This is a genomic window from Kribbella sp. NPDC051586 (assembly GCF_044453965.1).
Lineage (GTDB): Bacteria > Actinomycetota > Actinomycetes > Propionibacteriales > Kribbellaceae > Kribbella.
The window spans coordinates 183988-204783 of the sequence record NZ_JBITDF010000004.1 but is presented as its reverse complement, the minus strand read 5'-3'; the positions used below and the strand labels follow the sequence as shown (position 1 = coordinate 204783).

The 20796-nt window shown below is 68.8% G+C and carries 23 protein-coding genes; 17 read left to right on the top strand and 6 right to left on the bottom strand.

The features are described from left to right. Positions 1-8 precede the first annotated feature (8 nt). Together ACIA58_RS27720 and ACIA58_RS27715 are read right to left on the bottom strand one after the other, a co-directional pair. Positions 9-473, bottom strand: a complete 465-nt coding sequence (locus ACIA58_RS27720) for a MarR family winged helix-turn-helix transcriptional regulator (protein ID WP_396406717.1) — start codon at positions 471-473, stop codon at positions 9-11. Then, positions 470-1759, bottom strand: a complete 1290-nt coding sequence (locus ACIA58_RS27715) for a nicotinate phosphoribosyltransferase (protein ID WP_396407825.1) — start codon at positions 1757-1759, stop codon at positions 470-472. Before ACIA58_RS27715 ends, ACIA58_RS27720 begins: the two co-directional genes overlap by 4 nt. A 94-nt stretch (positions 1760-1853) precedes the next feature. Between ACIA58_RS27715 and clpS the strand changes: the two genes are divergently transcribed. The 7 genes from clpS to ACIA58_RS27680 all read left to right on the top strand — a co-directional run bounded on the left by clpS (position 1854) and on the right by ACIA58_RS27680 (position 8691). After that, the gene (gene clpS, locus ACIA58_RS27710; RefSeq protein WP_137253255.1) at positions 1854-2141 is read left to right on the top strand and encodes an ATP-dependent Clp protease adapter ClpS; all 288 of its coding nucleotides are present in this window, start codon (positions 1854-1856) and stop codon (positions 2139-2141) included. Continuing rightward, positions 2138-2689, top strand: coding sequence for a DUF2017 domain-containing protein (locus ACIA58_RS27705; protein ID WP_396406716.1), 552 nt, complete (start codon positions 2138-2140; stop codon positions 2687-2689). Before clpS ends, ACIA58_RS27705 begins: the two co-directional genes overlap by 4 nt. Positions 2690-2765: 76 nt before the next feature. Then, on the top strand, positions 2766-5801 hold the full coding sequence (gene ileS, locus ACIA58_RS27700; protein WP_396406715.1) for an isoleucine--tRNA ligase: 3036 nt from the start codon (positions 2766-2768) through the stop codon (positions 5799-5801). Positions 5802-5927: 126 nt separating this feature from the next. Further along, on the top strand, positions 5928-6905 hold the full coding sequence (locus ACIA58_RS27695; protein WP_396406714.1) for an aldo/keto reductase: 978 nt from the start codon (positions 5928-5930) through the stop codon (positions 6903-6905). Positions 6906-6976: 71 nt separating this feature from the next. Continuing rightward, positions 6977-7450 carry a Mov34/MPN/PAD-1 family protein gene (locus tag ACIA58_RS27690; protein ID WP_396406713.1) on the top strand — a complete coding sequence of 158 codons (474 nt, stop codon included), beginning with the start codon at positions 6977-6979 and terminating at the stop codon, positions 7448-7450. Between the two features lies 1 nt (position 7451). Further along, positions 7452-7730 carry a MoaD/ThiS family protein gene (locus ACIA58_RS27685; protein WP_396406712.1) on the top strand — a complete coding sequence of 93 codons (279 nt, stop codon included), beginning with the start codon at positions 7452-7454 and terminating at the stop codon, positions 7728-7730. Positions 7731-7743: 13 nt separating this feature from the next. Then, complete coding sequence (locus ACIA58_RS27680) at positions 7744-8691, top strand: PLP-dependent cysteine synthase family protein (protein WP_396406711.1); 948 nt, start codon at positions 7744-7746, stop codon at positions 8689-8691. 114 nt (positions 8692-8805) lie between these two features. On the opposite strand, the gene ACIA58_RS27675 is transcribed toward ACIA58_RS27680, so the two are convergent. Beyond that, positions 8806-9099 (bottom strand): hypothetical protein, encoded by a 294-nt coding sequence (locus tag ACIA58_RS27675; RefSeq protein ID WP_396406710.1) that lies wholly within the window; start codon positions 9097-9099, stop codon positions 8806-8808. A 230-nt stretch (positions 9100-9329) separates the two neighbouring features. Between ACIA58_RS27675 and murI the strand changes: the two genes are divergently transcribed. The 3 genes from murI (at position 9330) to ACIA58_RS27660 (ending at position 11839) form a co-directional block, all read left to right on the top strand. Continuing rightward, a complete protein-coding gene (gene murI, locus ACIA58_RS27670) occupies positions 9330-10133 on the top strand; it encodes a glutamate racemase (RefSeq protein ID WP_396406709.1) in 804 nt (267 codons plus the stop codon). Between the two features lie 124 nt (positions 10134-10257). After that, entirely contained in the window at positions 10258-11004 is a 747-nt protein-coding gene (locus ACIA58_RS27665; protein WP_396406708.1) for an MBL fold metallo-hydrolase, read from the top strand. Between the two features lie 52 nt (positions 11005-11056). Then, positions 11057-11839 (top strand): alpha/beta fold hydrolase, encoded by a 783-nt coding sequence (locus ACIA58_RS27660; RefSeq protein ID WP_396406707.1) that lies wholly within the window; start codon positions 11057-11059, stop codon positions 11837-11839. On the opposite strand, the gene ACIA58_RS27655 is transcribed toward ACIA58_RS27660, so the two are convergent. Further along, positions 11819-12655, bottom strand: a complete 837-nt coding sequence (locus ACIA58_RS27655) for an alpha/beta fold hydrolase (protein WP_396406706.1) — start codon at positions 12653-12655, stop codon at positions 11819-11821. The two genes, ACIA58_RS27660 and ACIA58_RS27655, sit on opposite strands and share 21 nt — an antisense overlap. A 72-nt stretch (positions 12656-12727) precedes the next feature. On the opposite strand from ACIA58_RS27655, the gene ACIA58_RS27650 reads away from it, so the two are divergent. From ACIA58_RS27650 to ACIA58_RS27640, 3 genes are read left to right on the top strand one after another with little or no spacing between them, the layout of a single operon-like run. Then, positions 12728-13426, top strand: coding sequence for a TetR/AcrR family transcriptional regulator (locus ACIA58_RS27650; RefSeq protein ID WP_396406705.1), 699 nt, complete (start codon positions 12728-12730; stop codon positions 13424-13426). Positions 13427-13486: 60 nt separating this feature from the next. Then, complete coding sequence (locus tag ACIA58_RS27645) at positions 13487-15004, top strand: DHA2 family efflux MFS transporter permease subunit (protein WP_396406704.1); 1518 nt, start codon at positions 13487-13489, stop codon at positions 15002-15004. After that, positions 15001-15585 carry a TetR family transcriptional regulator gene (locus tag ACIA58_RS27640; protein WP_396406703.1) on the top strand — a complete coding sequence of 195 codons (585 nt, stop codon included), beginning with the start codon at positions 15001-15003 and terminating at the stop codon, positions 15583-15585. Before ACIA58_RS27645 ends, ACIA58_RS27640 begins: the two co-directional genes overlap by 4 nt. On the opposite strand, the gene ACIA58_RS27635 is transcribed toward ACIA58_RS27640, so the two are convergent. Continuing rightward, complete coding sequence (locus tag ACIA58_RS27635; protein ID WP_396406702.1) at positions 15586-16398, bottom strand: SAM hydroxide adenosyltransferase; 813 nt, start codon at positions 16396-16398, stop codon at positions 15586-15588. 164 nt (positions 16399-16562) lie between these two features. After that, the gene (locus tag ACIA58_RS27630; protein WP_396406701.1) at positions 16563-17735 is read right to left on the bottom strand and encodes a Gfo/Idh/MocA family protein; all 1173 of its coding nucleotides are present in this window, start codon (positions 17733-17735) and stop codon (positions 16563-16565) included. Positions 17736-17880: 145 nt separating this feature from the next. On the opposite strand from ACIA58_RS27630, the gene ACIA58_RS27625 reads away from it, so the two are divergent. Genes ACIA58_RS27625 through ACIA58_RS27610 form a run of 4 tightly spaced genes read left to right on the top strand, consistent with a single transcriptional unit; the run spans position 17881 to position 20660 of the window. Continuing rightward, positions 17881-18738, top strand: coding sequence for an SGNH/GDSL hydrolase family protein (locus ACIA58_RS27625; RefSeq protein WP_396406700.1), 858 nt, complete (start codon positions 17881-17883; stop codon positions 18736-18738). Positions 18739-18748: 10 nt separating this feature from the next. After that, positions 18749-19465: a ribonuclease PH gene (gene rph, locus ACIA58_RS27620; protein ID WP_396406699.1), complete on the top strand. Its 717-nt coding sequence runs from the start codon at positions 18749-18751 to the stop codon at positions 19463-19465. Beyond that, complete coding sequence (gene rdgB / locus ACIA58_RS27615) at positions 19462-20067, top strand: RdgB/HAM1 family non-canonical purine NTP pyrophosphatase (RefSeq protein WP_396406698.1); 606 nt, start codon at positions 19462-19464, stop codon at positions 20065-20067. The genes rph and rdgB overlap by 4 nt, the downstream gene beginning before the upstream one ends. Before the next feature lie 2 nt (positions 20068-20069). Continuing rightward, complete coding sequence (locus tag ACIA58_RS27610) at positions 20070-20660, top strand: hypothetical protein (protein WP_396406697.1); 591 nt, start codon at positions 20070-20072, stop codon at positions 20658-20660. Positions 20661-20796: the final 136 nt, after the last annotated feature.

The window sequence follows — 20796 nt, the reverse complement described above, 5'->3', positions numbered from 1 at the left end:
CGTACACGTCAGGGCTCGAGGGTGCTGGTGATGGTCCAGAGGAGGTTGCGCATGATGCGACGGTCTTCGGGGGAGAGGGCGGCGAGGGCGCGGCGGCCGGCGCGGTCGTAGATCTCCTGGACCGTGTCGGCGAGCTCGACACCGCGGTCGGTCAGCTCGATGCCGACCTGGCGGGCGTCGGCCGCGCTCTTGACCCGGCGTACGAGACCGGCGGCCTCCATCCGCTGGGTGGTCTTGGTCGCGGTCGGTACTTCGACGTCGAGCACCTTCGCGAGCTTCGCTACCGGGAGCGAGCCGTGGTGCAGCAGCTTCGCCAGCACCAGCTCCTGCCCGGTGTGCAGCCCACTCCCGGCCATCTCCTCGGCCACCGCCTTCCGCGCCGCACGCTCCGCGAACCGCAGCGCAACCAGCACATCCGCCTCATCAGCAGGCGCGTCCGCCGACCATCCCGCCTGGCCGGGCGCAGTACTCACGTGTGGCTCCGGGGGTGGAACGGGTTGCGGGCGTCGTAGTCGCCTTCGTACTCCGTGGGGATGGCGGGCTCGCCGCGGCTGAGTTGGCTGGCGGAGCGGGGGAGCTCGTCGCGGACCTTCTGGTGGAAGGCCTGCGACTCCTCGGGAGTGGTCCGGCCGATGATCTTGCCCGCCTCGACCAGCGGCCGCAGCAGCACCCGGTCGTCACCGTCGTCGACCGGCTGCTCGCCGACCCCGATCAGCTCGATCTCCGCGACGCCGGCCGCCGAGCGCCGCCGCAGCGCCCACTTCCGGCCGCCGATCGAGATCTTGTCCGGGCTCTTCTTGGCAACCGGCGCCAGCGTCCCGCTCTCGTCCTCCCGCGCGACCAGCTTGTACACGAATCCGCAGGTCGGGTACCCGGAGCCGGTGACCAGCGACGTGCCTACGCCGTACCCGTCGACCGGCGCCGGGGCGAGCGCCGCGATCTGGAACTCGTCCAGGTCGCTCGTCACGATGATCCGCGTCTTGGTCGCGCCGAGCGAGTCCAGCTGCTCGCGGACCTGACCGGCCAGCGACGGCAGGTCGCCGGAGTCCAGCCGCACCGCGCCCAGGTCCGGCCCGGTCAGCTCGATCGCGGTCCGGACGGCCTCGGCCACGTCGTACGTGTCGACCAGCAGCGTGGTGCCCTTGCCGAGCGCCTCGACCTGGGAGCGGAAGGCGTCCCGCTCCCGGTCGTGCAGCAGCGTGAACGAGTGCGCCGCCGTACCGGTGCTCGGGATGCCGAACCGGCGGGCTGCCTCCAGGTTCGACGTTGCGGTGAAGCCGGCGATGTACGCCGCCAGCGCCGAGGCGACCGCTGCCTCTTCGTGGGTACGCCGTGAGCCCATCTCGATACAGGGCCGCCCACCGGCCCACCAAGTCATCCGCGACGCCGCCGAGGCGACTGCGGAGTCGTGGTTCAGGATCGACAGGAAAACGGTTTCCAGGAGCACTGCCTCGGCGAACGACGACTCGACCACGAGCACCGGGGAGCCGGGGAAGAAGATCTCCCCGTCGGCGTATCCGGAGATGTCTCCGGTGAACCGGTAGTCCGCCAGCCAGTCCCGGGTAGCCTGGTCCACGACGCCGCGATCGGCCAGGAAGGCGATCGTCTGCTCGTCGAAGCGGAACCGCTCGAGCGCGTCGAGCAGCCGGTTCACGCCGGCCACCACGCCGTACCGGCGGCCGTCGGGCAGGCGGCGGGCGAACAGCTCGAAGACCGAGCGGCGTTGCGCCGTGCCGTCGGCCAGGCCGGCCTGCAGCATCGTCAGCTCGTAGTGGTCCGTGAGAAGTGCCGTCGAGTGGGTCACAGAGGCAGCCTATTGCGAAGCCGGAACCGATGATGGGGAGAATGGACAGGTGAGCACCGCACCGAGCGAGCTGGAGAGCCCCGAGGTCACCGAGGCGATCCAGCTGAGCCCGCCCTGGATGACGATCGTCTGGAACGATCCGGTGAACTTGATGGACTACGTCACGTTCGTGTTCCAGACGTACTTCGGCTACTCCAAGCAGAAGGCGGAGAAGCTGATGCTGCAGGTGCACCAGGAAGGCAAGTCCGCGGTCTCGAACGGCAACCGGGAAGCGATGGAACGCGACGTGGAAGCGATGCACTCCTACGGCCTGTGGGCCACCTGCGAGAAGTCGTGACGCGGTTCCGCAAGCGCCGCAAGACCGTCGTCGTCAGTTTCGCCGAACACGAGGCGGACATCCTGGCGAACCTGCTCCGCAACCTGGTCGAGCTGCTGTACGACGGCCTGCCGCCGCGCTCGGCCGAGTCCTCGGACCCGCTCGCGGCGCTGCTGGAGTCGGACGGGCCGACGTCGCCGCCGGAGGACGTCGTACTCCAGCGGCTGCTGCCGGACGCGTACAAGACCGACGACATGGCGTCGGCGGAGTTCCGCCGCTTCACCGAGCGGGGCCTGCGCGAAGGCAAGGTCACCGACGCGAAGCGGGTCCTGTCGGCCCTGGAGGAGTCCGGCGCCGACGAGATCGCGCTGGAGCCCGACGAGCAGCTGTCCTGGCTCCGGGCGTTGAACGACCTCCGCCTGGCCATCGGCACCCGCCTGGACATCAAGGACGAGGACGACTACTCCACCTGGGAGAAACTCCCCGACGAAGACCCCCGCCGCCTCACCTACGACCTGTACGACTGGCTCGGCTACCTCCAGTCAGCCCTCCTCCACAACATGCGCTAACAGAGGCCACCACCTCCGGCGGCGGCTGTTTGTCAGCGCCTTCGGCGCGGGCGGTTGAGATGGTCTCCTGCGTAGCATGCGGGGGGTGAGTTATCCGAGGGTCGGGGTGCCGGAGTTTCCTGGGGTTGAGCGTGGGGTGCTCGAGTACTGGGAGGGGGATGGGACTTTCCGGGCGTCGCTGAAAGGCGAGGATGAGTTCGTCTTTTATGACGGCCCGCCGTTTGCCAACGGGTTGCCGCACTATGGGCATCTGCTGACGGGGTACGTGAAGGACGTCGTGCCGCGGTACCAGACGATGCGGGGGCATCGGGTGGAGCGGCGGTTCGGCTGGGATACGCATGGGCTGCCGGCGGAGCTGGAGGCTCAGCGGGTGCTCGGGCTGAAGACGAAGGCGGAGATCCTGCAGCTGGGGATCGAGAAGTTCAACGACGCGTGCCGGGCGTCGGTGCTCAAGTACACCGACGAGTGGCGCAGCTACGTGACCCGGCAGGCGCGGTGGGTCGATTTCGAGCACGATTACAAGACACTCAACCCCGATTACATGGAGTCGGTGATCTGGGCGTTCAAGACGCTCTACGACAAGGGCCTGGTGTACGAAGGGCTGCGCGTCCTCCCGTACTGCTGGAACGACGAGACCCCGCTGTCCAACCACGAACTCCGGATGGACGACGACGTCTACCAGCCGCGCCAGGACCCGTCGGTCACGATCGCGGTCGAGCTCGAGACCGGCGAACGCCTGCTCGCGTGGACGACCACCCCGTGGACCCTGCCCAGCAACCTCGCGATGGCGGTCGGACCTGACGTGGACTACGCGGTTGTGCTGGTGGACGGCCGGGAGACGATTCTGGCCGAGGCCCGGTTGGCCGCGTACGGGTACACCGACGTCGTCCGGCGGCTCACCGGCGCCGAGCTGATCGGCCGGCGCTACACCCCGTTGTTCGACTTTCTCGCCGGCACCGCCAACGCGTTCCAGGTGATCGCGGCCGACCACGTGACCACCGAGGACGGTACGGGCGTCGTCCACCTGGCCCCGGCGTACGGCGAGGAGGACCAGCTCGCGTGTGAGGCCGTCGGGATCCCCACGGTGCTGACCGTCGACGACGCGGCGCATTTCACCTCGGTCGTTCCACCGTACCAAGGTCTGCATGTCTTCGAGGCGAACCGGCCGATCATCCGTGACCTGCGCGCGGCCGGGGCGCTCGTGCGCGAGGACAGCATCGTGCACAGCTACCCGCACTGCTGGCGCTGCCGGAATCCGCTCATCTACAAGGCGGTCTCGAGCTGGTTCGTCGAGGTGACCCGGATCCGGGACCGGATGGTCGAGCTCAACGAGCAGATCACCTGGGTGCCGGAGCACGTCAAGCACGGGCAGTTCGGCAAGTGGCTGTCGAACGCGCGCGACTGGTCGATCAGCCGCAACCGGTTCTGGGGTTCGCCGATCCCGGTCTGGCGGTCCGACGACCCGGCGTACCCGCGCATCGACGTCTACGGCTCGATCGAGGAGCTGGAGCGGGACTTCGGCGTCGAGGTGACGGACCTGCATCGACCGTACGTCGACCAGCTGACCAGGCCGAACCCGGACGACCCGACCGGGCGCTCCACGATGCGGCGGGTGCCGGATGTGCTGGACGTCTGGTTCGACTCGGGGTCGATGAGTTTCGCGCAGGTGCACTACCCGTTCGAGAACACCGACTGGTTCGAGGACCACTTCCCGGGTGACTTCATCGTCGAGTACATCGGGCAGACGCGTGGGTGGTTCTACACGCTGCACGTGTTGTCGACGGCGTTGTTCGACCGGCCGGCGTTCCGGTCGTGCCTGAGCCACGGGATCGTGCTCGGGAACGACGGGCAGAAGATGAGCAAGTCGCTGTGGAACTACCCGGACGTGACCGAGGTCTTCGACCGCGACGGCGCGGACGCGATGCGCTGGTTCCTGATGTCGAGCCCGATCCTGCGCGGCGGCAACCTGATCGTCACCGAACAGGCGATCCGCGACGGCGTCCGCCAGACCCTGATCCCGCTCTGGAACGCCTGGTCCTTCTTCACCCTGTACGCCAACGCCGCCGACACCGAGGGCACCTGGTCCACCACGTCGCCGCACGTCCTGGACCGGTACCTGCTGGCAAGCCTCCGCACGCTGGTCGCCGACGTCCAGACCCACCTCGACCGCTACGACATCGCCTCTGCTTGTGATGCGGTCCAGGGCTACACCGAGATTCTCACCAACTGGTACATCCGCCGCTCGCGGGACCGTTTCTGGTCCGGCTCGCAGGACGCGATCAACACGCTGTACACAGCCCTCGAGGTCTTGTGCCGTACGGCGGCACCGCTGCTCCCGCTGGTGACCGAGGACATCTGGCGCGGCCTCACCGGCGGACGCTCCGTGCACTTGACCGAATGGCCCACCACAGCCGGCCTCCCCGACGACCCCGAACTGGTCGAGCGGATGGAGCGCGCCCGCGAGGTCTGCTCGGTGGCGTCGTCGATCCGGAAGGCAGCAGGGATCCGGGCCCGCCAGCCGTTGCTCAAGCTGACCGTTGCCACGTCCGCGGACCTGCAGTCGCTGGTGCCGCTGATCGCCGCCGAGGTGAACGTCCGTGAGGTCGTGCTGACCCCGGCGGACGGCGGCGGCACCCGGGTGGAGCGGCGGTTGACGGTGAACGCCCGGGCAGCCGGCCCGCGCTTGGGACGGGACGTGCAGCAGGCGATCAAGGCCTCCAAGAGCGGCGACTGGTCAGTGTCCGCCGACGGCGTGGTGGTTGCCGGGGGCATCGAGTTGCAGGACGGCGAGTACACCCTGGAGACCACGCTGGCCGACGACCAGACCGCGAGCGGATTGCTGGCCGGCGGCGGCTTCGTCGTGCTCGACACGACGCTCACCCCCGAGCTCGAAGCGGAAGGCGTCGCCCGCGACATCATCCGCTCCATCCAGCAGGCGCGCCGAGACGCCGGCCTCGAGGTCACCGACCGAGTGCGAGTTTCGCTCACCGTCGACCCCGGCACCTTGCCAGCAGTCGAGGCACACCGCGAGCTCATCATGACGGAGACGCTGGCGGTGGCCGTCGACGTTGGTGAGGGCCCGGAGCTGACGGTGGGTCTCGAGAAGGCTTAGGCGGCGGACGCCCACCACTCACTAACCGGTCCGGTGGGCCGGGCCGCACGCTCAGCACGCCCGCGCTCGAGCCCGTCAACGGACCTTGGTGAGTGCTGGAGATCCGCCTACGGGACACTGGTCCGCATGGAGACGCGGAGGCTTGGACGGACCGGTCGCGATGTGGGTGTGGTCGGGCTCGGCGCGTGGCAGTTGGGCGCGGACTGGGGCGCGGTGGACGAGGGCGACGCGCTCGGCGTACTGCATGCGGCGATCGATGGTGGCGTCACGTTCATCGACACCGCGGACGTGTACGGCGACGGACGGAGCGAGCGACTCGTCGGGCAGGTGCTGAAGTCGCACGACGGGCTGACCGTCGCGACGAAGATGGGCCGCCGGGTCGAGCAGGTGCCGGCGAACTACACGCCGGACAACTTCCGCGCGTGGAACGACCGCTCCCGCCAGAACCTCGGCGTCGACACGATCGACCTGGTCCAGCTGCACTGCCCGCCCACCCCCGTGTACTCGAACGACGAGGTGTTCGACGCGCTCGACGCGATGGTCGACGAGGGCCGGATCGCGGCGTACGGGGTGAGCGTCGAGACCTGCGCCGAGGCGCTCACCGCGATCGCCCGGCCGAACGTCGCGTCCGTGCAGATCATCCTGAACGCCTTCCGTCTGAAGCCGCTCGACGAGGTGCTCCCCGCCGCTCAGCAGGCAGGCGTCGGCATCATCGCCCGCGTCCCGCTGGCCAGCGGTCTGCTCTCCGGCAAGTACGACGAGCACACCACGTTCTCGGCCGACGACCACCGCACGTACAACCGGCACGGCGAGGCGTTCGACGTCGGCGAGACGTTCTCCGGCGTGGACTTCGCGACCGGCCTGGAAGCCGTCCGCCGCCTGATGCCCTGGCTCCCGGCCGGCGCCACGATGGCCCAGTTCGCCCTCCGCTGGATCCTCGACCAAGCGGGCGTCTCGGTCGTCATCCCGGGAGCCCGCAACCCCGAGCAGGTCACCGGCAACATCTCCGCCGCCACCCTCGCCCCGCTCACCGAGGACCAGTTGACCGCCGTCCGCGACACCTACGACGAGCTGATCCGGCCCCAGCTCCACGACCGCTGGTAACACACTGTCCGCATCGTGGACCGACTTCGCGGTTGGCGGGGTCGGTCTCGCGGTCGCCGTACCGTGGAGTCGTGCTGGTCATCGAGCAGGAGACGTACGACGCGATCGTCGCGCACGCCCGGAAGGATCATCCGGACGAGGCGTGCGGTGTGGTCGCGGGGGTGGAGGGGTCGGATCGGGCCACCCGGTTCATCCCGATGCTGAATGCGGCCATGTCTCCGACGTTCTACGAGTTCGACTCGGGTGATCTGTTCCGGCTCTACAAAGAGATGGGCGAGCGGGACGAGGAGCCGGTGGTGATCTACCACTCGCACACCGCCACCGAGGCGTACCCGTCGCGCACCGACATCAACCTCGCGCAGGAGCCCGGCGCGCACTACGTGCTGGTGTCGACGCGGGACGGCGCGGACTCCCCGGCGTACGACGGGCCGGTCGAGTTCCGCTCGTACCGGATCGTCGACGCCGAGGTCACGGAAGAAGAAGTACGCGTGGTTGGTTCCTATGAAGCAGTGTCAGTTGAAGAAGGCTCTGAAGGAGAACACTGAGATGGCGATCGAGCTGCGCGTGCCGACGATCCTGCGCACCTACACCAGTGGCGCGAAGGCGGTCAACGGTGACGGCGCGACCCTGGCCGAGTTCATCGACGACGTGAACGGCAACCACCCTGGCCTCAAGGAGCGCATCGTGGAGGGCGAGCCGGAGGAGCTGCGCCGGTTCGTGAACGTCTATGTGAACGACGAGGACGTCCGGTTCACCGGCGGCCTGAAGACCGGCGTCAAGGACGGCGACGTGGTCGTCGTGCTGCCCGCGGTCGCCGGCGGCTGAGCGGTATCTGACGATGCGTTTCGACAGCCTGCTCGACTCGATCGGCGGCACCCCGCTCGTCGGCCTCCCGAAGCTGTCGCCGTCGGGTGACGTGCGGCTGTGGGCGAAGCTCGAGGACCACAACCCGACCGGCTCGATCAAGGACCGGGCCGCGCTGCGGATGCTGCTCGACGCGGAGAAGGACGGCCGGCTCCGTCCGGGCAACACGATCCTGGAGCCGACGTCGGGCAATACCGGGATCTCGCTGGCGATGGCGGCCAAGCTGCGCGGCTACCGGATGGTCTGTGTGATGCCGGAGAACACCTCCGAGGAGCGCCGCCAGATCCTGCGGATGTGGGGCGCGGAGATCATCTCGTCCCCGGCCGCGGGTGGGTCCAACGAAGCCGTCCGGGTGGCCAAGCAGGTGGCCGAGGACCACCCGGACTGGGTGATGCTCTACCAGTACGGCAACCCCTCGAACGCGCTCGCGCACTACGACGGCACCGCGCGCGAGATCCTCGCCGACCTCCCGTCCGTGACGCACTTCGTCGCCGGGCTCGGCACGACCGGCACGCTGATGGGCGCCGGCCGGTTCTTCCGCGAGCACAAGCCCGAGGTGAAGATCGTCGCTGCCGAGCCGCGGTACGGCGAACTCGTCTACGGCCTGCGCAACCTCGACGAGGGCTTCGTCCCCGAGCTGTACGACGAGACGCTGATCGACGGCCGCTTCTCGGTCGGCCCGCGGGACGCCGTCCGGCGGGTGCGCGAACTGCTCGACAACGAGGGCATCTTCGCCGGCATCTCCACCGGCGCGATCCTGCACGCGGCGCTCGGCCAGGCGGCCAGGTGCGTGCGCGACGGCGAGACAGCGGACATCGCGTTCGTCGTCGCGGACGGCGGCTGGAAGTACCTGTCCACCGGCGCCTACGAAGGCACGATCGACGAGGCCGAGGACCGGCTCGAAGGCCAACTCTGGGCCTGAACCGGGCTCGGGTGCAGGGGTAGGGACAGTCCGGGCCGGCGGGCGGAGGGCCGGTCCGGGCGCGATGCCATTTGTTGCCTTGGGCATCTAAAAGGGGATTTAGGTCATGTCCGCCTACTGTTGTTTGAAGAAGAGCTTGCGGCCCAGTCGGGGTTGGATCCCGCGGCCCTTGCAGCTGCTGCACGGGCGTTGGGCGTAGCTGAAGATGCTGCCGTGGTGCCGGCCGGCACCTTTGCATCGGTTGCACTTGGCATTCGGGTGCAGGGACAGCGAGACGACGTACAGCGCGAACGCCGCCATCAGGAGCAGGAGCAGCATGCCGGTCGGCCCGATGGCCGTCACGACGTTCGCTGCGGTGCTCGCGTTGGTGTCCGTGGCCTGGGTGGCCGCCCGTCCTGCGGCGGTCACGTGATCAGGCTGTGGAGTTGGTGCGGTGCCCAGTACCACCGCGATGTGGTGCGCCAGGCTCATGGCATCACGAGGGGCGGTCGAACAAACATCGCTCCAGAGTGGCGCGCATCACGCGAAAAGGCAATTCCATAACGTAAAGATGTGGATAACCTCGGCGTGTCTTCTGGCCGGGTTAGGTAAGGCTGCCTTGTGGTCTGCCCGGTGGCGGACCTGTATAAGCTTTTCCCGTGGCTGACGCACCGGTGGGGATCTTCGACTCAGGCTTCGGGGGACTCACCGTCGCCCGCGCGGTTCTCGACCAGTTGCCGCACGAACCGATCCTGTATCTGGGCGACACCGCCCGCCAGCCGTACGGCCCGAAGCCGATCGCCGAGGTCCGGGAGTACGCGCTGGAGTGTCTGGACCATCTGGTCGAGGCTGGCGTGAAGATGCTCGTGATCGCGTGCAACTCCGCCAGCGCCGCGATGCTGCGCGACGCCCGCGAGCGGTACGACGTACCGGTCGTCGAGGTGATCCTGCCCGCGGCGCGACGGGCCGTTGCCGCGACGCGCAATCAGCGCGTCGGGGTGATCTGCACCAAGGCAACTGCGCAATCGCTTGCTTATGAAGACGGTTTCGCCGCGGCGCCGCAGATCGAGCTGTTCACCCGGGCGTGCCCGAAGTTCGTCCCGTTCGTCGAGGCCGGGGTGACGTCCGGTCCCGAGCTGATCGAGGCGGCGCACGAGTACCTCGACCCGATGGTCGAGGCCGGCGTCGACACGTTGATCCTCGGCTGCACGCACTACCCGCTCCTGACCGGCGTGATCTCGTACGTGATGGGTGACAACGTCACCCTGGTCAGCAGCGCCGACGAATGCGCCAAGGACGTCTACAGCGTGCTCACCAAGACCGGCCTGCTCCGCCCGGACAACCTGCCGGCCCCGCAGCACCGCTTCGTCACCACCGGAAGCCCGGACGAGTTCGCGGCCATCGGCTCGCGCTTCCTGGGCCCGGTGCTGTCGTCGGTCGACCAGTTCGCCTGGCTCCGCTGATGTGACCTGGATCGCACTGGATGTTGTCAGGGGCATCGGTCAACCGCGGAACGCCTGTGTGGCAGGCGGATCGACGCGACGGGCCTGTCTGCGAACGTCGGAACTCGCCGGTAGTGTTCGAGGTATGAAGCTCACCGTGATCGGTTGCTCCGGGTCCGTGCCCGGGCCGGACTCGGCCGCCTCGAGCTATCTGGTCTCTGCCGACGGGTTCAACCTGATCCTGGACCTCGGCAGCGGCGCGCTCGGTTCGCTCCAGCGGCACCTGGCAGTGCCGGAGATCGGGGCGATCGGCCTGTCCCACTTGCATCCTGACCACTGCATGGATCTGTGCGGTCTGTACGTCGCGGCGAAGTACGCGCCGGGCTCGCCGATCCCGCGGATCCCCGTCTTCGGCCCGCCCGGTGCGGCGGAGCGGATGGCACTGGCCTACGACCTGCCGCTGAATCCGGGGATGGAGGAGGAGCTGGAATTCCATGCCTGGCAGGAAGTTCAGACCATCGGGCCCTTCACGGTCCGGACCGCGCCGATGGTGCACCCGGTGCCGGCGTACGCGATCCGGGTTGAGCACGGCAACAAATCGCTCGTCTACACCGGCGACACCGGGCCGAACGAGGCGTTGGTCGACCTCGCCCGCGGCGCCGACATGCTGCTGTCCGAGGCGGCGCTGCCGGACAACGATCCGCACAACCCGACCGACCTGCACCTGACTCCGGCCGACGCCGGCGAGCAGGCCAAGAAGGCCGGCGTGAAACGGCTCGTCATCACCCACGTCCCACCGTGGTACGACCGCGTCACCCAGGCCGAGAACGCACGCCGCACCTTCTCCGGTCCCGTCGACATCGCCACCCCGCATGCCGTTTTCGACATCTGACGGCGTGCGGTTGTGGACCGCAACCAGTGGAACGGCGACGCCTGGTGACACGGTGCCGGCCGTGGTGATCCTGCACGGCGGGCCGGGTTTGTGGGACGACTACGCCGTGCTCGCGGACATGATCGACGACCTCACCGTCGTGCACCGCTTCGACCAGCGCGGTTGCGGCCGATCGGATCCGTCGGACGTCCAGACCATGGCCCGGCACGCGCAGGACATCGACGAGCTCCGCGCGTACTTCGGCCATGAGCGGATCGTTGTGCTCGGCCACTCCTTCGGCGCCACGCTCGCGCTGCTCTACGCCGCGACGTACGGCGATCACGCGGCGGGTCTCGTCTACCTGGACGGCGTCGGCATCGGCGACTGGCGTACGCCGTCCCGCGCGGAGCAGGCGCGCCGCATGACCGCGGAGCAGACTGCCCGACTCGAAGAGCTCTCCGGTCGGCAGCGCACGCGGGCCGAGGAGACCGAGTTCCGGGTGTTGTCGTGGTTCACCGATCATGCCGACCGGGACCGGGCGATGGAGTGGGCCTACCGGAGCGCCTCCGTCGATCTCCCGATCAACTTCGCTGCCAACAGCGCGCTCGGGGCGGAGATCAGGAGCTGGTCCGAGGACTACATCCCCGGTCTCGCGGCCGGCCTCGAGTGCCCGGTCACGTTCATCCACGGCGAAGGCGATCCGCGGCCGGCTTCCGCCGTGCGGGACCTGGCCGCTCACGTCCCGCACCACACCTTCGAGCTGATCCCGGCAGCTGGGCATTCGCCGTGGCTGGAGCAGCCGGAGCTGTTTCGGAGCGTGCTGCGTCGCATCGTGTCAGGCGAAGAAGGGGCGTAACGACTCCGCGACCTCGGCCGGGCCGCCGTCGTCGGTGGGGCCGGAGTGGTCGAGCTTCGGGATCGTGATCCGCTCCGAGCGGGGCAGTACGTCGGCCAGTGCGTCCAGCGACCGCCCGAAGTACGCCGGGCTGCGTGATCCCGCGAGCAGGAGGACATCGGCGTCGACGGTCGCGTAGTCCTGGGTCGTGTCCGCGAGTTCGTCGATCAGTTGCATGTCGCCGGACATCGTCGGGACGAGGTCGGCGATCGGTACGTCGTCGCCGGCGGCCTTGCGCTGGAAACGGAACGCGAGGTTCAAAGGCGGGACGAGCACGAATCGGGGGACCGTGGTGAACAACCGGTCCGCTTGGAGGCCCTTGAGAACGGTCACCAGCGCCGACGGGGTCTTGCCGGCGGCGAGTTCGCGACGGTACCGAGGCAGCCAATCGACGGGCACCGATCCGTTGATCGACAGCGGCGGCTCGTAGAGCGCGAGCCTCTCGATCGCCGGTGTCACCCGAGCTGTGCGAACGCCGATCAGCGCACCTGAACTCAGCCCGAACACCCTCGAAGCGCCGGTCTCCTTGAGCAACGCCTGCAGGTCCTCGACCTCGCGATCGATCCCGTACCCGGCGCCGTGCGGTCCACTCAGGCCGCGCCCTCGGCGGTCAGGCACGGTCACGGTGTAGCCGTCCGCCAGAGCGGTGGCGAGCTTCATGAAGTCCTGCGCCGCGAGCATCGACCCGTGCAGGAGCACCACACCCGGGCCGCTCCCGACCTGCCGATAGCCGATCGTCGTGCCGTCGGCCGACACCACCGATCCCTTGCGATACATCCGTCCTCCCCAACCCGGGCACACTGTACGCAGTAACAGTACTGCGAACGCCGTGCGCAGTAAACTCCCGGCATGGACCGACCACCGATCTGGCTGCGCCCGGAGCGAGCCGCCCGCGGACCCCGGCCGGCGCACAGCCGCACCGAGATCGCCGCGGCCGCCGTCCGGGTCGCGGATGCCGAGGGCCTCGCGGCGGTGTCGATGCGCCGCGTCGCGACCGACCTCGGCACCGGCACGACCTCGCTCTACCGGTACGTCGACGACAAGGACGAACTCCTCGACCTGATGGTCGACCAGGCGATGGGTGACGCCCGCCCGCCTGCCTTGACGGGAGACTGGCGTGCCGACCTGGCCGCGATCGCTCACGCGCAACGGGCCTTGATGCTGCGCCACCCCTGGCTCGTCCGGCTGCCGGCGACCAGGCCCGCCCTCGGCCCGAATTCACTGGCCTGGCTGGAGGCGACGTACGGCGCGCTCGACGTACCGAGGCTGAGTGCCGATGAGGTGCTGATGCAGGCAGCGACCGTGCTGACCTTCGTCCGTGGCCACGCCCTCGAGGAGTCGACCGAGCGTGAGGCCGGCTCGACGATGGCGGATTGGCTGAGCAAGCAGTCGCAGTACGCCGAGCGGGTCATCGGCAGCGGCGACTATCCGCATCTGAGCCGGATGATGCTCGAGGCCGGGACTCCGCACGCGGCTGACCGGTTCGACCAGCTGTTCGCGCGCAGTCTCGACCATGTGCTGACCGGTCTGGCGGCGGAGCGGGACTAGACATCTCGCAATTCTGAGATCTACTCTCAAATTAGAGTTGATCTCAGAAAGGTGTTAGTCATGACCGCGACGACCCTCGACCCGCGCCGGTGGTGGGCGCTGGGTGCGATGTCCATCAGCCTGATCGTCATCGGGCTCGACCTGACCGTGCTGAACGTCGCGCTGCCGACGCTCGCGACCGACCTGAAGGCGTCGACCAGTCAGCTCCAATGGTTCGCGAACGCGTACACGCTGGTGCTCGCGTCGCTGCTGCTCCCGGCCGGTCTGCTCGGCGACCGGTTCGGGCCGAAGCGGCTCATGCTGGGTGCGCTCGTGGTCTTCGGGCTGGCGTCCGCGGCGTGCGCGTTCGCGAACTCTCCGGGTCAGTTGATCGCGGCGCGGGCGGCGCTCGGGGTCGGCTCGGCGTTCCTGATCCCGTTGTCGATGTCCCTGCTCAACCTGCTCTTCGCGCCCGAGGAACGGCAGCGGGCGATGACGATCTGGCTGATGGCGAACTCGATCGGCATCCCGCTCGGTCCGCTGCTCGGCGGCTGGTTGCTGGACCACTACCGCTGGGGCTCCATCTTCCTGATCAACCTGCCACTAGTTGCAATTGGACTAGTTGCAGTGGCCCTGCTGATTCCGTCGACGGGCGGCCACCGGTCGCGGCGGATCGACGTACCGGGGATCCTGCTGACCGCGGCCGGGCTGGTGTCGCTGACGTACGGGTTCATCGCGGCCGGCGAGCGCGGTTGGGGTTCGGGCTGGACGCTGGGTGGGATCGCGGGCGGAGTGATCTTCCTGACCGCGTTCTGTGCCTGGGCCCGGCGTGCGACGGATCCGCTGGTCGACCTGAAGTTGTTCAAGTCGCCGGGGTTCACCTGGGGGACCGTGCTCGCGACATTGGCGTCGTTCGCCCTGGTGGGGTTGCTGTTCGTGCTGCCGCAGTTGTCCCAGGCGGTGCAGGGCGCGGACGCGTTCCAGGCCGGGCTGCGGTTGCTGCCGATCATCGGCGGGATGCTGATCGGCGCCAAGGCGGCCGAGCGGCTGCTCGAGCGGGTCGGGGCCCGGGTGACGGTGGTGATCGGGTTCTCGTTGATGCTGGCCGGGTTGGTGATCGGCGGGTTCACGCGGGTCGACGGCGGCTACGGGTTCACCGCGATCTGGGTCAGTCTGGTCGGGGTGAGCATCGGGTTCACGCTGCCGCCGATGAACGGGCTGGCGCTCGCGGCGTTGCCGATGGAGCGCAGCGGATCCGGGTCCGCGCTGATCCAGGCGTCTCGTCAGGTCGGTGGCACGCTCGGGGTCGCCATTCTCGGTACGGTGCTGAACGCGGCGTACCGGAGCCATCTGGATGTCAGCGGACTGCCGCCCGCGGCCGCCGGCGTGGCCCGCGACAGCGCGTCGGCCGCGGTCGCGATGGGTTCTCCGGGGCTGACCCGCTCGGCGCGCGCCGCGTTCGTCGACGGCATGAACGTGACGTTGTGGGTGTGCAGTGGGCTCGCGGTGGCCTCGATCGTGCTCGCCATCGCCTTTCTGCCACGCCGCACCCGGGATGTTGCTCCACAGTCCGAGGAACTTGCCACAATCAAGGCATGAGCGGGTTGCGGGAGCGGAAGAAGGCCAGGACCAGGGCGGCGATCCAGGAGCATGCGCTGCGCCTGTTCCGGGACCAGGGGTACGCCGAGACCACGGTCCAGGAGATCGCCGACGCGGCCGAGGTCTCGCCGGCGACGTTCTTCCGGTACTTCCCGACCAAGGAGGACACGATCGTCCTCGACCGGCTCGACCCGGTGCTGATCGAACTGTTCCGCGGTCAGCCTCCCGAGATGACTCCGACCGACGCCCTCCGCGCCTCGATCCGGGACAGCCTCAACACCCTGACCGAGGACGAGTGGGCGCTGGAGTCCCAACGCCAGCAGTTGGTGATGAACGCTCCCGAGCTCCGGGTGCGGATGCTCGATCAGTTCTACGAAGGCATCGACCTGCTCGCCGCGCTCGCGGCCGAACGGACCGGCCGGGCCCCGGACGACATCGCTGTCCGGGCCTGGGCCGGGGCGGTCGTCGGGGTCGTGATGGCGACGTACCAGCAGTTGCAGGTCGACGGTCCGCTGCCGAAGTACCTCGCGATGATGGACCGCGCCTTCGAGCAGCTCGGTGGTCTTCGGATGGGACCGTAGTCAGGCCACCTTCTCGGCCACCTGGGCGGGCAGGGGATCACCTGGTCGCAGACCGAAGGCGGCCGCTGCCGAGCCGCCGCGGATCACGAGCTCGGTGAAGCCGGTGCCGGAGCTGCCCTGGATGATGCCGGGCGCGTTCCGCGGTACCGCGGTCAGGTGCGGGTAGCAGGCCACGTCGACGAACACGTCGTTGCCCTTGGCAATGGTCACGGTGTCGCCGGGGACGAGGCCGAGGTCGCGGTCGAGCTTGCAGTTGCCGAAGTTGTCGACGACGGCAACGATCGGGTCGGCGTCGAGCGTCTCGGGGATGACGGTCTCGACGGCCGGTACGGCGCGGCCGTCGGCGACCCACTTGGCCAGCAACGGCAGGTACCACAGGCTCCTGAACTGGGTACCGGCGATCTTCTCGATCTCGGCCGGCGCGAATCCGGCTGCGGTGACGGCCTCGCGGATGTCCGTGACGTAGACACGCTCGATGCCGAGCTCGCGGCGTACCAACGAGAGTGCGCGGGCGTTGAAGGTGCTCGCGACGAGGTGCTTGCCGTGCCAGAAGAAGCAGAACGGCACGCCGTTCGGCCAGACGCCGTCGCGGGGCGCGATGTTGAGCAGCGTGATGGTCGGGTGGCCGTCCTCGCCCAGTGACTCGGTGGCGAAGAGGCAGTCGAGCAGGGTCAGTGCGGCGAACGACTCCGGATCGGGTCCGTCGGCGGCGACGATCGTCGGTGATTGACCGAACAGCGCGCCGATCCGGGCGCTGAGTCTGGCTCGGGCGTTGCCGTCGTGACAGTCGGTGATGTAGGTGATCGGGTACATGCGATGGCTCCTGGGTGGTTGCAGCTTCCTGGGAAACGAAAGAGGCCCCCGACATCGGGGGCCTCTCGCTGCAAGCACACGTGCCTACGCCGCTGAAGTCCTCCCGCATCGAGGGCTCAGCATTCGCATCGCGGCGTACCAGGTCACGTCGTGGATGGTAGCACTCAGCGCGTCTGGCCATGGTCGAAATAGCTGACCAGGGCCGGGTCGAGCGGGGGGATGTCCTGCGGTACGCCGTCCGCGCGCAGCGACTGGGTGGCGGCGTAGCCGGCGGCGACCGCGGCGCGGGCGGCGACCGGGGAGGTGAGCGTCGCGCCGCCGTCGCGGACGAAGTTCACGAACTCGGCCACCAGGTGCGGGTCGGCGCCGCCGTGGTGCTCGGTCTCACCGGCGATCTCGACGACCTGGTCGGCGTCCTCGCGGTACCCGGAGCGACGGCTGTTCCACACCTTCACCACGCCGCCCGCGGTGTCGCCGAAGTTCTCCAGCCGGCCGCGGGTGCCGATGACGGTGTAGTTGCGCCAGTAGTCCGGCGTGTAGTGGCACTGCTCGTAGTTCATCATGACGCCGTTGTCGAGCAGCAGGTTCACCTGGGAGATGTCCTCGACGTCCATCACGGGCGCCAGGCCCGTCTGCTCCAGCGGCGGCCAGTTCTTCTCGCTGACGAACTCCTTGAACCGCTGGTCCGAGCGATCCTGCCGGTCCGTGATGCCGCCGTACAGCGTGAGGGCGCCCATCGCGTTGACCCGGGTCGTGTAGCCGCCGGCCAGCCAGTGCATCACGTCGATGTCGTGGGCACCCTTCTGCAGCAGCAGCCCGGTGGTACGGCGGCGGTCGGCGTGCCAGTCCTTGAAGTAGAAGTCACCCCCGTGGCCGACGAAGTGCCGGCACCAGATCGCCTTCACGTCACCGATCGCGCCGTCCTGGATCAGCTTGCGCATCGTCAGTACGACGGGCATGTGGCGCATGTTGTGGCCGACGTACAGCCGGGCGCCGGAGTCGTACGCCGCCTGCAGGACCCGGTCGCAGCCCTCGGTGGTGATCGCCAGCGGCTTCTCCACGAACACGTTGACCCCGGCCCGGAGAAAGTCGATCGCCGGTCCCTCGTGCAGGTCGTCGGGCGTCGTCAGGAACACACCGTCGAGCTTGCCGTCCAGCAGCTCGGTGTGGTCGGCGTACGCCGTTGCTTGCGGGTACAACTCGAGCGTCGCGTCCCGCTGGGGTGCGGACGGGTCGGCAACGGCCACGACCTCCGACCCCTCGCCGGGCCGGTGCGCGTACTTCGCGATCCGACTCCGGGCCCCGAGACCCACCACGCCAAACCGAAGATCACTCATACCAGGCACTCCTGCACATAGTTGTTTCCAGAAGCCTAACTCCGCGCAGTTCTGATCCTCAATCACCTGCCTTTGACATGCCGTTGCCCCACTCGTCATCCGCCGAACATCACAGTCTCGCTCCGTGCGCCCACCATGGCGGAATGTGAGCCTCCACTACGTGGCACTGGGGGACTCGACCACCGTAGGGGTCGGGGACCCGATGAACGGCAGCAGTACGACCGACCTGTCCGGTGCCGGTGCGCGCCCGGGCGAGGGGTGGCGGGGCTGGGCCTCGCTGCTCGCCGACTCCCTGGCCAGCTCCCACCGTGTGACGTTCTCCAACTTCGCGACCAGCGGCGCCACCGTGCCGGTCGTCGCGACCGAACAACTGCCCGCGGCGATGTCCCTGGCCGACGGCCCGATCGACATCGCCTCGCTGATCGTCGGGGTGAACGACACCCTGCGATCGACGTTCGACGCCGGCCGGATCCGCGAGCACCTGAACCTGGTGGCGGAGCAGTTGACCGCCCGCGGGGCGCTGTTGCTGACGGTCCGGTTCCACGACCACGGCAAGGTCTTCGGCCTGCCGACCTGGCTGCGCAGGCCGCTGTGGCACCGGATCGAGCAGGTCAACGTCGTGTTCGACGACCTGCATGCGCGGTTCGGCGGGATCCGGCTGGACATGGCCGACTACCCCGAGGTGTACCGGCGCGACTTCTGGAGTATCGACCGGTTGCATCCGGGTGAGCGCGGGCACCGCAAGCTCGCCAGGGCGTTCGCCGACGAGTTGGCGGTCCGCGGGCTGCGGATCGACGTACCGCCGGATCTGGGTTGTGCGTACCGGCCGCCGAGCCGATGGGCGGACGCGATATGGCTGGTGCGCGAAGGCGTGCCCTGGGTGGGGCGCCGGGCCAGCGATCTGCTCCCGTGGGCGGCCCGGATGGCCTTCAGTCCGTCGCATCCGGGTCCGCTGGCCCTTCCGCCCTCGTCCAATGCGGAGGTCCAGCGGCTGGAGGCATAGGGTCTGATTCATGGCCCGTATCGATGGACGTAATGCTGACCAGCTCCGCCCGGTGACTATCACCAGGAAGTGGCTCGACCACGCCGAGGGCTCGGTGCTGGTCGAGTTCGGGCGGACCCGGGTGCTGTGTGCGGCGAGTGTGACCGAGGGCGTGCCCCGCTGGCGGAAGGGCTCCGGGCTCGGTTGGGTCAGCGCGGAGTACGCGATGCTCCCGCGGGCGACCAACACCCGCTCGGACCGCGAGTCGGTGAAGGGCAAGATCGGCGGCCGTACGCACGAGATCTCCCGGCTGATCGGGCGTTCGCTGCGGGCCGTGATCGACTACAAGGCACTCGGCGAGAACACGATCCTGCTGGACTGCGACGTACTGCAGGCCGACGGCGGGACGCGGACCGCGGCGATCACCGGCGCGTACGTCGCGCTGGCGGACGCGGTGTCGTTCCTGCGCGAGAAGAAGCTGCTGAAGAGCGAGCCGCTGACCGGGACGGTGTCGGCGGTGTCGGTCGGGATCATCGACGGCGCCCCGATGCTCGACCTCTGCTACGAGGAGGACGTCCGGGCCGAGACGGACATGAACCTGGTGATCACCGGCGACGGGAAGTTCATCGAGGTGCAGGGCACGGCCGAGGGCGCGCCGTTCGACCGTTCGGAGCTGGACAGCCTGCTCTCATTGGGCGTCGCAGGCTGCGCGGACCTGGCGAAGATCCAGCAGGAGGCACTCGCGTGAGCCGCGTGCTGCTGGCGTCGAACAACAAGAAGAAGCTCGAGGAGCTGCGGCGGATCCTGACGCCGATCGTGCCCGGGATCGAGGTGCTCGGGCTCGGCGACGTGCCGGCGTACGACGAGCCGGCCGAGACCGAGCCGACGTTCGAGGGGAACGCGCTGCTCAAGGCACATGCCGCGCTGGCCGCGACCGGGCTGCCGTCGATCGCGGACGACAGCGGGATCTGCGTCGACGCGCTGAACGGGATGCCGGGCGTGCTGTCGGCGCGGTGGTCCGGGCCCGCGAAGGACAACCACACGAACAACCTGCTGCTGCTCGGTCAGTTGGAGGACGTTCCGGACGAGCGGCGCGGGGCGTCGTTCGTCGCGGCGGTGGCGTTCGTGCGGCCCGATGCCGAGGACGAGGTCGTGATCGGCGAGATGCGCGGGTCGGTGATCCGTGAGCTGCGTGGGACCGGCGGGTTCGGGTACGACGTGCTGTTCCAGGCCGAGGGGTACGACCGGACCACGGCCGAACTGTCCATCGAGGAGAAGGACGCGATCAGTCACCGCGGCAAGGCGCTCCGCGCGCTCGCGCCGCTGGTCGCGAAGGCGTTGGGGAGCTAGCCATGTTGTTCGCAGGATCGGATCGGGATGGGGTCGCGGACGGGAAGATCACCGTCGCGTACCGGCGGTGGGCCGAGCCGCGGGTGATCGAGGGACGGATCTACCGCACGAACGCGGGCCGGATCGAGATCGACAGCATCCGGCAGGTGAACCCCGAGCTGATCGCGGACACCGACGCCGAGGTCGCGCTCGCCGACCGCCGCAACGCGAAGGACGTCCGCCGGCGGCTGCGCGGGGACGAGTCGATGCCGACGTTCCTGATCCGCTTCCATCTGGTCGAAGGGCCGGACCCGCGCGAGCAGCTCGCCGCCCAGTCGTCACTCACGCCCGAAGACCTCGCCGACGTCCGTGCCCGCCTGGCCCAGTTCGATCAGCTGAGCCACCACGGCGCGTGGACCACCGAGACCCTCCGGCTGATCCAGTCCAAACCCGCCACCCGGGCCGCCGACCTCGCCGCCTCGGTCGGCCGCGAGACCGCGCCGTTCAAGCTGGACGTCCGCAAACTGAAGAACCTCGGCCTCACCCACAGCCTCGAGGTCGGCTACGAACTCAGCCCCCGCGGTGCGGCGTATTTGGATGCTCTAGGCAACTAGGCGGCGGAGCGTCTCAGGTTGCGCGAGGTGTCGCTCGGTCGCTGGCCGGGGCGCGTGATCTGCAGCTCGACAGGTAGTGCACCGCGAGACGGTGTATGCCTGAAGGCGATCACGCTCAGGTGCACTAGGGGACTGC

Excerpts from the sequence above, each read along its gene's own strand:
- ACIA58_RS27715 (WP_396407825.1), bottom strand. The coding sequence starts at position 1,759 with ATGCTGCAGGCCGGCCTGGCCGACGGCACGGCGCAACGCCGCTCGGTC.
- ileS (WP_396406715.1), top strand. The coding sequence starts at position 2,766 with ATGCGGGGGGTGAGTTATCCGAGGGTCGGGGTGCCGGAGTTTCCTGGG.
- ACIA58_RS27695 (WP_396406714.1), top strand. The coding sequence starts at position 5,928 with ATGGAGACGCGGAGGCTTGGACGGACCGGTCGCGATGTGGGTGTGGTC.
- ACIA58_RS27685 (WP_396406712.1), top strand. The coding sequence starts at position 7,452 with ATGGCGATCGAGCTGCGCGTGCCGACGATCCTGCGCACCTACACCAGT.
- ACIA58_RS27680 (WP_396406711.1), top strand. The coding sequence starts at position 7,744 with ATGCGTTTCGACAGCCTGCTCGACTCGATCGGCGGCACCCCGCTCGTC.
- ACIA58_RS27665 (WP_396406708.1), top strand. The coding sequence starts at position 10,258 with ATGAAGCTCACCGTGATCGGTTGCTCCGGGTCCGTGCCCGGGCCGGAC.
- ACIA58_RS27655 (WP_396406706.1), bottom strand. The coding sequence starts at position 12,655 with ATGTATCGCAAGGGATCGGTGGTGTCGGCCGACGGCACGACGATCGGC.
- ACIA58_RS27650 (WP_396406705.1), top strand. The coding sequence starts at position 12,728 with ATGGACCGACCACCGATCTGGCTGCGCCCGGAGCGAGCCGCCCGCGGA.
- ACIA58_RS27645 (WP_396406704.1), top strand. The coding sequence starts at position 13,487 with ATGACCGCGACGACCCTCGACCCGCGCCGGTGGTGGGCGCTGGGTGCG.
- ACIA58_RS27640 (WP_396406703.1), top strand. The coding sequence starts at position 15,001 with ATGAGCGGGTTGCGGGAGCGGAAGAAGGCCAGGACCAGGGCGGCGATC.
- ACIA58_RS27635 (WP_396406702.1), bottom strand. The coding sequence starts at position 16,398 with ATGTACCCGATCACCTACATCACCGACTGTCACGACGGCAACGCCCGA.
- ACIA58_RS27630 (WP_396406701.1), bottom strand. The coding sequence starts at position 17,735 with ATGAGTGATCTTCGGTTTGGCGTGGTGGGTCTCGGGGCCCGGAGTCGG.
- rph (WP_396406699.1), top strand. The coding sequence starts at position 18,749 with ATGGCCCGTATCGATGGACGTAATGCTGACCAGCTCCGCCCGGTGACT.
- ACIA58_RS27610 (WP_396406697.1), top strand. The coding sequence starts at position 20,070 with ATGTTGTTCGCAGGATCGGATCGGGATGGGGTCGCGGACGGGAAGATC.